This window comes from Achromobacter kerstersii, from assembly GCF_902859595.1.
Taxonomy (GTDB): Bacteria; Pseudomonadota; Gammaproteobacteria; order Burkholderiales; family Burkholderiaceae_B; genus Achromobacter; species Achromobacter kerstersii.
In genome coordinates this window covers 938,949-952,456 of the sequence record NZ_CADIJQ010000001.1, presented here as the reverse complement: position 1 = coordinate 952,456, position 13,508 = coordinate 938,949, and the positions used below count along the sequence as shown (strand labels likewise).

Below are 13,508 nucleotides of genomic sequence, written 5' to 3'. Positions count from 1 at the left end.
AGATGGCGAAGGCCAACCTTAAGCAAGCGCGGGCATCGTTCCCGCTGAACCGCCGCGCCGCGGCGATTGCCGCCGCCTTGGCTGGTCTGTCCGGTTTGGCTCAGGCGCAGACGGCCCCGGGGCCTGCTACAGCATCTGCTACAGCATCTGCTACCGTACCGGCCACAGCGGCCACAGCGGCCACAGCGGCCACAGCGGCCACAGCGGCCACAGCGGCCACAGCGGCCACAGCAGCCGCCGCCGGCGAAGCAGGGGAGTTGGCCGCCGTCACCGTAACGGGCGACTGGCTTGGCACGCCCACCGAAGAAAAGGTGTTGTCGCATCCCGGCGCCCGCACGGTCGTCGAGCAGCAGCAGATCGTGGAAAGTGGGTCCAGCAATGTGCGTGACGTGCTGCGCCAGATTCCGGGCGTGCAGGTGCAAGACAGCAACGGCACCGGCGGCAGTGACGTGTCGCTGAACGTGGGCGTGCGTGGCCTGACGTCGCGCCTGTCGCCCCGGTCCACCATCTTGATGGACGGCGTGCCGATGGCCTATGCGCCTTACGGCCAGCCGCAGTTGTCGCTGGCGCCGGTGTCGCTGGGCAACCTGGAGTCGGTAGACGTAGTGCGTGGCGCGGGCTCCGTGCGTTACGGCCCGCAGAACGTGGGCGGCATCATCAACTTTGTGACGCGCCAGATTCCGACGGACTTCACGACCAGCCTGAACGTAGGCAGCGAAATCTATAGCCACGGCGGCAACGTCAAGACCACGCCCAGCCTGTTCCTGGGCGGCACCACTGACCAAGGCCTGGGCGGCGCGCTGCTGTATTCGGGCACGCACGGCGACGGCTATCGGTCCAGCAACGATTCCACCGACATCGACGACGTGATCCTGAAAGGCGCTTATCGCTTCTCGTCGACCGACAACGTGGCCGTCTCGTTGCACCACTTCGAAGGCAAAGGCCGGATGCCGGGCGGCCTGACCACCGCGCAATACTCAGAAGACCCGTTCCAATCCACCCGCCAGTACGACCAATTCACCGGCCGCCGCACGGACGGGTCACTGAAGTACACGCATAACGACGGCGTGAACAACTTCGAAGTGCTGACGTATTACGTGGACTCGTATCGCGGCAGCGACATCGAACAAGCCGGAACCGGCGCCACGGCCAACCAGTTCCGCCTGACCTCAGCCCCCCGCAGCTACCACTATTTCGGGTTTGAACCGCGCTATTCGCGCCTGTTTGACTCGGGTTCGTTCGTGCAGGAGATCAGCGTTGGCTACCGTTACCTGAAGGAAAGCAGCTCGGAAGTGGCGGGGCGCACGGCGTACTACAACCCGGCGGCCGGTGGCGACGCTTTCGACCTGAAGATGCCGACCTACCAGACGAGCGACGGCGGCACCACCGCCCACGCCTTCTATATCGACGACCGTATCGACATCGGCAAATGGACCATCACCCCCGGCGTGCGCTTTGAAAGCATCAGCACGTACAACAACGTCACCAACTTCAATACCGCCACGGGCGCGGTCACCAGCGCCTTGTCGCCGTCGATCGATTCGCGCGTGACGCTGCCAACCTTGTCGGTGCTGTACCGCGTGGATGAAAAATGGTCGCTGTTCGCCAACGCCGGCAAGTCATTCGGGCCGCAGCAGTACAGCCAGTTGGCGTCTACCACCGAAGGCTTGCACCCGGAAACGGCCAAGACCTATGAAATCGGCACGCACTTTGCCGGTGAGGCCTGGAGCGGCGAATTCACCTTGTTCAATATCGATTTCGACAAGGAATTGCAGCTGACGCGCTCCATCGTGGGCGAGGGCATGTGGACCGACCTGGGCGCCACGCGCCATCGTGGCCTGGAATCCGCCTTGCGGTACGACCTGGGCGACCTGAGCGACGCCTTGCGCGGCCTGTCCGTCTACGCCACCTACACCTACACGCAAGCCATCGCCAAGGCAGGCGCTTTCGAAGGGCGCGACCTGCCGCTGTATTCGCGCCAGGTCGCCTCCATTGGTGCGCGCTACGCGGTGCAGCGCTGGACGTTCAACGCCGACGTCTTCGCGCAATCCAAGCAACATTCGCCCGGTTCGCCGGACGCGGGCGCGGGCTACGTTACCGAGGAAGACGCCAGCGGCCGCTTGGGTGACATCCCCGGCTTTGCGACGGTGGCGGTGCGCGCGGGCTACGACTTTGGCAAGGAAATGAACAACATGAAGGTGGCCGTGGGCATCAAGAACCTGTTTGACCGCCGCTACTACACGCGCTCCACCGACAACAACGGCGGCAAGTTCGTGGGCCAGCCGCGCACCGTCTACCTGCAAGCGTCGGTGGCATTCTGAACCGCGCCCGCACAATCGAAAGCGGGGCCTTCCTATGAAGGGCCTGCGCGGCGTGTGGCTGCGGGTGCACCGCTGGCTGGCGCTTAGCGCCGGCTGGGTGCTGATCTTCTCCGGCTTGTCCGGCGCGGCGCTTGTGGTGACGCCGGCGCTGGACCGCTGGGCGAACCCGCAGCTCTTTGAAGTCCGCCCCGAAGCGCAGTCCGACGTCCGGTCCGAAGCGCAGTCCGACATCCGCCCCGAGGCGCAGTCCGACGTCCGCCCCGAGGCGCAGTCCGACGTCCGGCACGAAGCGCAGTCCCACGTCCGGCCCGAAGCCTCGTCCGACGTCCGATCTGCAATCGCGCCTGCGCAAGCCCCCGTAGCCCTTGATACCGTGTTGGGCCGCGTCCGGAAAGAATTCGGCGACGGCGCCAACCTGGTATTCCGGCCCGCCCGCAACCCCGGCGAAACGCTGCAAGTGCGGGTACGCGGTTCGTGGCGCGGCACGCTGTACCTGGACCCCGCCACGGGAGCCGAGCAGGGCCGGCGCGGTGACGCCGAGGGCGCGGCGAACGTGCTGTTCAAGCTGCACAGCGCGCTGTACCTGGACGGCACGGGCAAAGCCATTCTGGCGTGGGTGGCGCTGGCCTATCTCTTCCTGCTGATCACGGGCCTGATCCTGTGGTGGCCGCGTCATTGGGCAAAGGGCTGGAATATTGCGTTGAACCGGGGCTTGCTGCGGTCGCTGTTTGATCTGCATCGCGTTGGTGGCGCCACATTGGGCCTGCTCATTGCGGTGTCGGTGGCAACCGGCACTTACATGGCCTGGCGGCCGCTGGGCGCGGCCGTCACCTGGCTAAGCGGCGCAACCCCCGTCAAGGCGCCCAAGCTGCCGCCCCTGGCTGGCGAACCGGCCGGCGGTTCCCCCTGGACGCTGGATCAGTTGGCGGCCCGCGCCGTTGCGCAATTCCCCGACGCGCCGCCCATCGGCTATATCGTCGTGCCGCCTCATGCCAACGCGCCCACCCGATTCCGGATGATGCTGGCCGATGATCCGCATCCCAATGGCATGACCTCGGTCTGGATCGACCCTCGCACGGCGCAAGTGTTGGCGGTACATCGCTGGAACGAGCTGGACCCGGGCGCCCGCGCCACGGCGGTGATCTATCCGCTGCATACGGGTGAATTAGGTGGGGTCGCGCTGGAAACGGCGGTGGCAATCGGTGGACTGGCGCTGGGCGGGCTGGGCATCAGTGGCGCCTGGCTGTGGTGGCGACGGCGGGCCATCAAGCGGGCAGGGCGCCCGCAGACCGCCGGCTAGCCGCCCGCAGACCGGCCCCTAGCCGCCCGCACCGACCCCGCGCAGGAATACTATTTGCTGATCACTCTCTAATAAGAGGAGCTGATCATGGCAACAAGAACCATCTGGAAAGGGGCCATTTCGTTTGGCCTGGTCCACATACCGGTCGGCCTGCACACGGCGACCACCGAGTCCGGCGTGGACTTCGACTGGCTGGACAAGCGCTCGATGGACCCGGTGGGCTACAAGCGCATCAACAAGCGCACCGGCAAGGAAATCGACCGCGACAACATCGTCAAGGGCGTGGAATACGAAGACGGCCAGTACGTCATCATTTCCCCGGAAGAGATTGCCGACGCCTACCCGCGCACCACGCAAACCATTGAAATTCAACAGTTCGTGGACATGGCGGACGTGCCGTTCGTGTATCTGGAACGGCCGTACTACGTCGCGCCCATCAATAAAGGGCAGAAGGTGTATGCCTTGCTGCGCGACACGCTCGCCAAGACCGGCAAAATCGGCATCGCCAAGGTCGTGATCCAGACCAAGCAGCACCTGGCCGCGCTGATTCCGTCGGGCGATGCGCTGGTGCTGAACCTGATGCGCTGGGGCGACGACGTCAAATCGATGGATGATCTGGAGCTGCCCAAGTCCGGCGCCAAAGGCATGACCCCCAGCGCCAGCGAACTGAAGATGGCCAAGATGTTGGTGGATGACATGTCCGGCAAGTGGGACCCGACGGAATACAAGGATGAGTTCAAGGCCGCCGTGATGGGGCTGGTTGAGAAGAAGGTGAAAGCGGGCAAGACCGAGACGGTGTTGGAACCGCAGGAAGAATCGCCGGCCTATGCGGACAACGTCATCGACCTGACCGAGTTGCTGCAACGCAGCTTGAAGGGCGGCAAGAAGACGGCGCCCGCGGCCAAGAAGGCGCCGGCGGCGAAGAAGGCGGCCTCTGGCAAAACGGCCGCAAAAAAGACAGCTGCAAAAAAGACACCCGAAATAAAGGCAGCTGACATAAAGACAGCCGCAAAGAAAGCGCCCGCCCAGAAAACCGCGGCGAAGTCTCGCAAGGCGGCGTGACATGGCCGATTCGCTCAAGACCTATCGGAACAAGCGCAATTTTCAGGTGACGTCTGAACCGGCGGAAGGCGGCCAACCCAATGAAAGCGCGCGCGCCTTCGTCATTCAGAAGCACTGGGCGAGCCGGCTGCACTACGATTTTCGGCTGGAACTGGATGGGGCGATGAAAAGCTGGGCGGTGCCTAAAGGGCCCAGCTACGACCCGTCGGTCAAACGCATGGCGGTGCAGGTTGAAGATCACCCCATCGCCTACAACCAGTTCGAAGGGCAGATTCCCGAAGGGCAGTACGGCGCGGGCAAGGTCATTATCTGGGACGAAGGCGTGTGGGCCCCCGTGGGTGATGCCCGCAAAGGCTATCGGGAAGGCCACCTGAAGTTCGACTTGCAGGGCAAGAAAATGCAGGGCCGATGGGCGCTGGTTCGAATGAAAGGCAAGGAAAGCGACAAGCAGCCGCCCTGGCTGCTGATCAAAGACCGCGACGATTTCGCGCGCGCCGAGGCTGACTTCAGCGTGGTGGATGAGATGCCCGACAGCGTCGTGCCATTAAGGGCAAAGGGGGACAAAGGGGCGAAGGCGGCGAAGGGCAAAACGACGGGCAAGGCCAACGCCCGGGCGAAGCCGGACTCCAAACCTGACGCCGTGCCCGATTCCAAGTCCAAGCCCAAGCCCGCCGCAGAGGAGAGCAAACTGCCCGGCCACGCGGCTGCCTTGCCCGCGTCGCTTAAACCCCAACTGGCCACCTTGATCGACGGCGCGCCGCCCGAGTCCGACGATTGGCTGTACGAATTGAAGTTCGACGGCTACCGCTTGCTGGTCCGCATCGATGGCGACGACGTCAAGCTGTATACCCGCAACGGGCATGATTGGACGTCCAAGCTGCCCCATAGTGCCGAGGCCTTCGGCAAGCTGCCCGCCAAATGCGCCTGGGTGGACGGCGAGGCCGTGGTGCTGGACGAGAACGGCGTGCCGAATTTCCAGGCCTTGCAAAACGCCTTCGATGGCGACCGCACCGGCAACATCATCTTCTACGCTTTCGACCTGCCGTTCATTGGCCAGCGCGACTTGCGGGACGAACCGCTGCACGTGCGCCGGGCGTTGCTGGCGCAGCTGATGGAAACATCGCACGACGACCACCTGCGCTTCAGCGAGGCCTTCAACGCGACGCCCGCAAGTCTGGTGGCGTCCGCCTGCAAGATGGGCATGGAAGGCATCATCGCCAAGCGCCTGTCGTCGCGCTATGTGTCGCGGCGCAGCGACAACTGGCTGAAGATCAAATGCGCCAAGCGCCAGGAATTTGTGATCGTGGGCTACACCGCGCCGCAAGGGTCCCGCGAAGGGTTGGGGGCGCTGCTGCTGGCGGTGCACGATGAAGATGGCGCGTTGCGCTATGCGGGCAAGGTCGGCACGGGCTTTGACCGGGCGAAGCTGATCGCGCTGCAAAAGGAACTGGCGCACATTGAAACCCACGACAAACCCGTGTCCGGCGGACAGGCGAAAGGCGTGCACTGGGTGAAGCCGGAACGCGTCGCCGAGGTGTCGTTTGGCGAATGGACCAGCGACGGCCATATCCGGCACTCGGTGTTCCGGGGACTGCGCGACGACAAACCGGCACGCCAGATTACGCGGGAACGGCCGGCCATCCCACGCGCCAAGCCCGCCAAGCTCACGCATCCCGAACGGGTGATTGACCCGTCCGCCGGAATCACCAAGCTGGACCTGGCCCGTTACTACGGACTCGTCGCGCCCTTGCTGCTACCGCACCTGAAAGACCGCCCCGTGTCATTCCTGCGCGCGCCAGGCGGCTTGAACGCGCCGTTCTTCTTCCAGAAGCACCTGGAAGCGGCCATGCCCGGCGTCAAATCCCTGCCGGCCAAACTCGACCCTGATCATCCTCCGCTCTTGGAAGTGCCTACGGCCGAAGCCATCATGTCGGCCGTGCAGATGAACGTGGTGGAATTCCACACCTGGAATGCGGTGAAAACCGCCATCAGCAAACCCGACCGCATGCTGTTCGACCTGGACCCCGGCGAAGGCGTGGACTGGCCCGCGGTGCAACAGGGGGCGCAGCTCATGCGCACGATGCTGCAAGAGATTGGCCTGGAAGGGTGGCTAAAAACCAGTGGCGGCAAAGGTTTGCATGTGGTGGTGCCGCTGCGCCGGCAACAGGATTGGGACACCATCAAGGCGTTCTCGCAGCGTATCGTGGTGCATATGGCCGCGACCTTGCCGCAGATCTTCGTCGCCAAGAGCGGGCCGAAAAACCGGGTCGGAAAGATCTTCGTCGACTATCTGCGCAACGGCTTCGGCGCCACAACGGTAGCCGCCTGGTCGGCCCGCGCCCGGCCAGGCATGGGGGTGTCGGTGCCCGTCGCCTGGGACGAACTCGCGGACTTGAAGAGCAGCGCGCACTGGACCATCAGCAATATCCATACGCGGCTGGATGCGGGCAACACCCCGTGGGACGGCTACGCGCCGCAGGCGGTGGGCCGCGCGATGGCGTTCGATCCGGCGAAGTGACGGGCCCAAGTGAACCCGCCCAAGTCACCCGCTCCACCGGCCTAGACCCTGTTTCATCGATTCTGTATTCTGCACGCTGGCAGCTAGCGGGTAGGACGCTTCCCGATGAAAAGAAAAGTAGGGCTGTTGACGGTACTGATCGCCTTGGCCATCTTCAGCGTGGCCATCGGCTTTTTCAACGCGCTCTACGCCGGCTATCAGGTGCAGAAGGCGCAAGTGGTCAAGAATTCGCTGGAATCCAATCTGGCCTATTCGGAAAAGCTGGCCGAATTCATCAACCTGTATATCGATTCGGTGCACCGGCAGCTGACGGCCAGCGCCGGCCGCCTGTCGGCCGCGTCAGTCTCGTCCTCGGCCACATCATCTGCCACCTCTTCGGCCGCGTCAGTCTCATCGGACGCACGGGCAGCGGCAGTGACGGAATTGTCGCGTCTGGCCAGCCAGACCCAGGGCGTTTCCGCCGCCATGCTTGCGGACGCCAGCGGCGTGGTCATCGCGCATTCGGGCCAGGCGTCGGCGGTGTTGTCCGGCGTGAAAACACTTCAAGAATTGGGCATGAAAGAACGCCGGCGGGCGGATTGGGTCATGCCCTGCTGCACGCGCGAAGACCAACGCGCCGCGCTGATGCTGGTGGAACCCATCGTCAACCCGGCAGGCGCTATCGCGGGCTTTGTTGCGGCGGTCGTCATCCTGGAACGCGGCAGCCGGCTGGACAAGCTCATCGGTGAACACGCCTATGCCGACGGCACAGACGTCTATTTGGTGAACGTGGATGGCCAGGTGTTGTACAGCCACCAGACCAGCGGACCAGACCCGTCGGTGCTCAGCCTGATCAAGGCCGACATCTCGCCGACCTCTGGCCCAGGCTCCGCGCAAATCAAAGAAGCCTCGGGCAGCACGATGCTTGCCGGGTATGCGCCCATCACCAAAGGCAAATGGGCCGTCGTCATGCAACGGCCGCTGGACGAGGCCTTGTCCCCGGTGAAATCGCTGCTGGCCGAATCATTGCGGCTTGCCATCCCCGCCATTGTCCTGACCTTGATCCTGGTTTGCGCATTGGCGTACGCCATCGCACACCCCTTGACGCGGTTGACGCGCGCCCTGGCCAGCTCCAAGGCCGTCGATGCCCAAGACCCGCGCGCCAGCACCCTGACGACCTGGTATGACGAAGCGGACCAACTGCGCCAGGCGCTGGTCGCCACCTTGGCCCAGCATCGGCGCGAAGTGGGCCGGCTGAATACAGAAACAATGACCGATCCCATGACGGGGTTGATGAACCGCCGCGCCCTGGATCAGCGCTTTGACGAACTGGTGGCGGCCGGTTCGCCCTTTGCGGTGATTGCGCTGGACCTGGACCATTTCAAGCAAGTCAACGACGTCCATGGCCACCCGGTGGGTGACAAGGTGCTGATTTCATTGGCGAATACGCTGATCAGCAGCGTGCGCCAGCAAGACCGGCCGTTTCGCATCGGCGGCGAAGAATTCGTGGTGATTGTTCACGCGCCCACGGCCGACGTGGCCATGCACACGGCCGAACGCATCCGGGCAAGCGTGGCCGCCAAGCCGATGCCGGATGGCGTGGGCCACATCACGGTGTCGGTGGGCGTGGCGTTATGGCCACAGCATGGATATTCGCCCGAAGCTGTTGTCAAATGCGCTGACCTGGCGTTGTATGCCTCGAAAGAAGCAGGCCGCAACCGGGTCACGCTGTGGAAAGAGGGAAGTCCGATCAACGAAGGCTGAGCGTAGGTGGCACTTTGAACTATTCATTTGTTCTGGTTGGCGCGGCGGTTGTCTTCTTTTTTCTGTTGCTTGGCGCGATCCGCGTGGGGCGATACCTGGGGCGCCGGCACGCCGGCGATGACAAAGGCACGGCGGGGTCGGCGGCCATTGAGGCCTCGGTGTTCGCATTGCTTGGTTTGCTGATCGCCTTCACGTTCTCGGGCGCGGCCCAACGCATGGCTGACCGGCGCAACCTGCTGGTTGTCGAAGTCAACGCGATCGGCACGGCGTGGCTGCGCATTGATTTGCTCAATGCCGACGACCAGCCCCTCTTGCGCGACCAATTCCGCCGCTACGTGGACGAACGGGTCAGTTACTACAAGCACGTGGCCGACCTGGAGCACCGCGACGCCATCGCCACGAAGGTGGGCGCCCTGCAGAACGAGATCTGGAAAAGCTCCATCGCCGCCAGCAAGCACGCCGTGCCGCCGTTTGCCGCGTCATACATCGCGTCGGTCAATGACATGTTCGACTCGGCCACGGCGCAAACCGTGGCGCAGAAAGTGCATCCGCCCATCGTCACGTATATGTTCCTGGGCTTCCTCGCCTTGGTGTGCGCGTGCCTGATCGGCATCAACCTGGCCGGCGCCAAGCGCGACACCTTGCTGCACCAGATGATCTACGCGCTGGTGATGGCGGTGGCGCTGTACATCATTGTTGACTTCGAATTTCCGCGTATCGGGGCGATACGCATCGACCAAAGCGACGCCTTGCTGCTATCGCAACGGCAGGCGATGGGTAGCGCGGCAGAGGGAGTTTCGAAGTAGGGGGCAGTCAAGCCAGCAGCGGCGTCAGGCGGCCGAGCAACGTGCGGCCGATGGGCGACGCCAAGCACGCAAACGCCGCCACGTTCAGCCCGACCGTGACCCAGAACCACGCCCGGAAGCTGGGCTTCACGGACTTGTGCCGGAGTCGTTGCTGCGCCAGCAACGCGCCCGGCCAACCGCCGACCAGCGCCCACGCATGCAGCGTCCGTTCCGATATCCGCCAGCGCTTGGCCCTGGCCGCGGACTTGTCATAGGCGTACACGGCGAACGTGATCAGGCTAAGCGCCACATAAGCCAGCCCGACCCACAGCGGCACGCCCCAAAAGTAAGCGGCCAGCCCGTAAGCGAAGACAAACAGCGCAATCAGCATCCGGAAAGTCCGAGTTGATGTGAAGAGCCGCCATTATCCTCGCAAGGGCTGGCCGACGCAGGGGCCGCAATGATGACGCGTGTTTGCAGCGCGCCGCGATGATGACGCTAGCTTGCTGCGAGCCGCGATGTTGGCGCTTGCAAGCAGACGCCGCAAACACGACGCCTGCTTGCCAGTTGGCGTCTGCTTAGAAACGCACTGCCAGCTTCAACACGCCGGATTGCTGGCGGTTGCCGCCACCGAACTGCGCGTCGTAGGAAACGCCCGCCGTCGTGTTGCGCGTGATCGCCATTTCGGCGCCCAGACCCACCACGGCGGCATCGCGTGCGATGGGCACACCCGTCACCGAGAACGTGCTGCCGCCGTCAAACGCCAGTTCCTGCTTGGGTTTCACATCACCCATGGCATGGCGCCAGCCCAACGATGCGGTCAGACGGCCCGGCGCCACGTCGGAACCGAACTGCCATGCGCCGCGCAGGCCCAGCGTGGTGCTGGTGACGTCGTCAGTGCTGCTCGACCCATGCAACGCAGCCGTTCCGCCGGACTCCTTGAAGTCACGCGTGCGCAGCTGGTTCCACGCCAGACCGGCGTAGGGTTCGATGCTGGTGACATCGTTCAGCGGCACGTTGTAGCCGAGTTCGGTGAACAACTGCGTCGACGATGCGTTATACGACGACTTGAGCTGCTGATTCAGGCTGCCCGCCACCACATCGCGCTTCGCGTCGATCTCATGCCAGGTGTAGGCCGCGCCCGCCATGAAGCGGATATGGCCCGCGCCAGCCTCGAAGTTGCGCCCGCCGAACAACGCTGCGGTGTAGCTGTCGACATTCGTGCGTGAAGACACATCGGCCATCGAGTTGTGGCTGCCGATGTAGCCCAGCGCGCCACCCAGGCGCCAGCCGTTGCCGACCGCGCCATCACCGCCAATGAAAATGCCGCCCGCCGATTGGCTGACGCTTGTCGCGTTGCCATCACCGCCGAACTTGCTCCAATTTCCGAACGCTTGCGCCCAAACGGGCGAGGCACCGCTTTGCGGCAGCGCGTCAGCCGAGGGCGCACCCAATTGGGCCGTCGGCCGGCCGGCAAGCACCGGGGCGTCAAGGTTGCCGCGGAAGTGCGACAGCGGCAACGTGCGCACCATGTCGCCCTGGCTTTGCAAGACGCTCGTCGTGCTGGCGTAGGCTTCGCCGGACAGCATCGACAGCGCCGAGCGCGCTTCGCCCGGGGTCATGGTCAGGACGGCCGCGGTCACCTGGCTGGCGCCAGAGGTTTTGTCCGCTGCGCTGCCGCTTGCGACGACGGAAGATCCGGTGGTGGGTGCAGGGGTGGTCCCCGCCGTCGTGCCAGTGGTCGTGCCGGTGGTGGTTCCGGTGGTGGTTCCGGTAGTGGTGCCGGTGGTCCCGGTTGTCGTTCCCGTCCCGGTCGAAGTCGATCCGTTCCCGGTTGTGGCAGAGCCGTTACCCGTCGACGTCGAGCCGTTACCCGTCGAACCGTTACCCGTGGAGGCCGACCCATTCCCCGTAGACGCCGATCCGTTTCCAGCCGACGACGATCCGTTGCCGGTCGCGGGCGGATCTTGCTGATCCAACGCATTCCCCGCGTTGTTCGCGTTGTCCGAGCCGCCGATGCTTCCGATCGGCACGTCGTTGCGCGTCAGCGTCATGAACGCATTCTTGGCGTCGTAGCTGAGCGTGGGCGTCAGGAACGCATACGAGCTGGATGCGCCCTTGAACGTGCCTTGCACGCCGCCGTCCGCCGTCAGGATGTTGTAGGTGGTGCGCGGCGCGTAATTGCCGTCGGGGCCCACATGCGCCACCGTGCCATCCAGGTAGGCGACGCCCGTGACGTGGATGCGGTCGCTGGCGCTGCTGGCCGGGTCGGCATGCACGCGATAGATCGTGTTTTCGCCAAAGGTCATGTTGCCGTTGACGGTCAGCGTGCCGATGGGCGAGCCATCGTTGCCAGGCGACACGACAGCGGTGGGGTAGAGCGTGGTGGTGCCCACTTGGCCAACGCCTGCCAGCACCACTTCGCGGCCGATATCAATGGGGCCGTTCAGCTTGCCGTCGATCTCCAGCGCGCCGTCGGCGATCAAGATGGGGCCGGTCAGGCCGCTGCTGTCGGCGGTCAGGATGACCGAGCCGGGGCCGGTCTTGACGAAGCCCTGCGTGCCTTGCAGCGGGTTGTCGATGATGTCGACGAACTGGCCGGACGCATACGTGCCGTCGCCCACGACAATGGCCGGCGGGTTGCCACCGCTGCCAACCAGCGTGATGGGCGCGCCTTGCAGGCGATACCGGTCAGTGGCGAACTGAAGGCCCGATACGCGCACCGGGCCGGCGCTGCCGTCGACGGTGACCGTGCCGGCCGCGCCCGTGAAAATGGCATAGCCGGCATCGGGGAGGGCGCCCGTGGCGTTGGTGGGGCTGTTCCAATTCGTGCTGGCCGCCGTCCAGGTGCCATCGCCGCCGCCCGAACGGGTCGCGGACGCCACACCATTGCCGTTCCACAAGTTGGTCGTGCTGGGACCCAGGATCAGGTTGATCTGCTTGTCACCCGTCAGCGACTGGATGGTGGCGCCGGGCTGCGAGTCGCCGGTTACCGTGCCCAACGTCAGGCCGTTGCCGCTCAACGTGCCGCCGTAAGACAGGATTCGGTAGTAGCCCGCGTTGACGCCCAGCGTGTTGACGGTGACGTTCAGCGTGGTGTTGTTGATGGCTGCATTGCCGCCAACGGTGATGTTGTCGCCGGTGCCGGGTTGCGTAATCGGCAGTCCGGCGTAACCGGTTTCAAATGCAAATTCGGCATTGTTCATCGACAGGTTGCCGTTCACGACCAGATTGCCGTTGGACACACCGGTCGGCGTGCCGACGGAATAACCCGGCGCAACGCGCGAGTTGCCCGACACGTTCAAGTCGCCATTGATCCGGCCAAAGCCTGCGACGGTGCCGTTCGACGCGGCATTGACGTTACCCGTGACGGCAACGCCAGCGCCGCCGCCATTGCCGCCAATCACCAGCGTGCCGCCGTTCACATCGACGCCGCCGGGATAGTTCACCGAACCATCGAACACCTGGGTATTACCTTGCGTAACCGTCATGTCCGCCGCCATGACGCCGCCGTAGTACGTGCTACTCAAAGCGAGCGTTGCTGTCAGCCACTTCTTCGTGCCATTGATCAAAACGTGAGTCCTCTATCTTCTGATTATTAAACTCGGCGCCCACGCATTACTAAATCGCTGTAAACGTATAATTGCGTTACGGCGAAATAGGCGAATAAATGGAACGCGCCGTCGAAAAAAGGACGCAATGTATACCAATTTGTTTACAGCACAAAATACGGGTTAACAGATACCATCCCTTTGAAATAACTAGGAAATTTGGATACC

Annotated in this window: 8 protein-coding genes; 6 read left to right on the top strand and 2 right to left on the bottom strand. The window is 64.0% G+C overall.

The window, feature by feature from the left end; genetic code table 11:
- Positions 1–2 precede the first annotated feature (2 nt).
- From HV765_RS04155 to HV765_RS04130, 6 genes are all read left to right on the top strand, one after another.
- Complete coding sequence (locus HV765_RS04155) at positions 3–2,321, top strand: TonB-dependent receptor family protein (RefSeq protein WP_420840100.1); 2,319 nt, start codon at positions 3–5, stop codon at positions 2,319–2,321.
- A gap of 34 nt (positions 2,322–2,355) precedes the next feature.
- Complete coding sequence (locus HV765_RS04150) at positions 2,356–3,621, top strand: PepSY-associated TM helix domain-containing protein (protein ID WP_175168904.1); 1,266 nt, start codon at positions 2,356–2,358, stop codon at positions 3,619–3,621.
- An 87-nt stretch (positions 3,622–3,708) separates the two neighbouring features.
- On the top strand, positions 3,709–4,683 hold the full coding sequence (gene ku / locus HV765_RS04145) for a non-homologous end joining protein Ku (protein WP_175168903.1): 975 nt from the start codon (positions 3,709–3,711) through the stop codon (positions 4,681–4,683).
- A gap of 1 nt (position 4,684) precedes the next feature.
- Positions 4,685–7,201 (top strand): DNA ligase D, encoded by a 2,517-nt coding sequence (gene ligD, locus HV765_RS04140; protein ID WP_175168902.1) that lies wholly within the window; start codon positions 4,685–4,687, stop codon positions 7,199–7,201.
- 105 nt (positions 7,202–7,306) lie between these two features.
- Complete coding sequence (locus tag HV765_RS04135) at positions 7,307–8,944, top strand: sensor domain-containing diguanylate cyclase (RefSeq protein WP_175168901.1); 1,638 nt, start codon at positions 7,307–7,309, stop codon at positions 8,942–8,944.
- Between the two features lie 14 nt (positions 8,945–8,958).
- Positions 8,959–9,750 carry a bestrophin-like domain gene (locus HV765_RS04130; protein WP_175168900.1) on the top strand — a complete coding sequence of 264 codons (792 nt, stop codon included), beginning with the start codon at positions 8,959–8,961 and terminating at the stop codon, positions 9,748–9,750.
- Between the two features lie 7 nt (positions 9,751–9,757).
- Here HV765_RS04130 and HV765_RS04125 read toward each other — a convergent pair whose 3' ends face one another.
- Together HV765_RS04125 and HV765_RS04120 are read right to left on the bottom strand one after the other, a co-directional pair.
- Positions 9,758–10,120, bottom strand: a complete 363-nt coding sequence (locus HV765_RS04125) for a DUF1294 domain-containing protein (RefSeq protein ID WP_175168899.1) — start codon at positions 10,118–10,120, stop codon at positions 9,758–9,760.
- A 187-nt stretch (positions 10,121–10,307) separates the two neighbouring features.
- Positions 10,308–13,301, bottom strand: a complete 2,994-nt coding sequence (locus tag HV765_RS04120; protein ID WP_175168898.1) for an autotransporter family protein — start codon at positions 13,299–13,301, stop codon at positions 10,308–10,310.
- Between the last annotated feature and the right edge of the window lie 207 nt (positions 13,302–13,508).

Bases quoted from the DNA above. Each gene is read 5' to 3' on its own strand.
- HV765_RS04155 (WP_420840100.1), top strand. From the start codon at position 3: ATGGCGAAGGCCAACCTTAAGCAAGCGCGGGCATCGTTCCCGCTGAAC.
- HV765_RS04135 (WP_175168901.1), top strand. From the start codon at position 7,307: ATGAAAAGAAAAGTAGGGCTGTTGACGGTACTGATCGCCTTGGCCATC.
- ku (WP_175168903.1), top strand. From the start codon at position 3,709: ATGGCAACAAGAACCATCTGGAAAGGGGCCATTTCGTTTGGCCTGGTC.
- HV765_RS04125 (WP_175168899.1), bottom strand. From the start codon at position 10,120: ATGCTGATTGCGCTGTTTGTCTTCGCTTACGGGCTGGCCGCTTACTTT.
- HV765_RS04150 (WP_175168904.1), top strand. From the start codon at position 2,356: ATGAAGGGCCTGCGCGGCGTGTGGCTGCGGGTGCACCGCTGGCTGGCG.
- ligD (WP_175168902.1), top strand. From the start codon at position 4,685: ATGGCCGATTCGCTCAAGACCTATCGGAACAAGCGCAATTTTCAGGTG.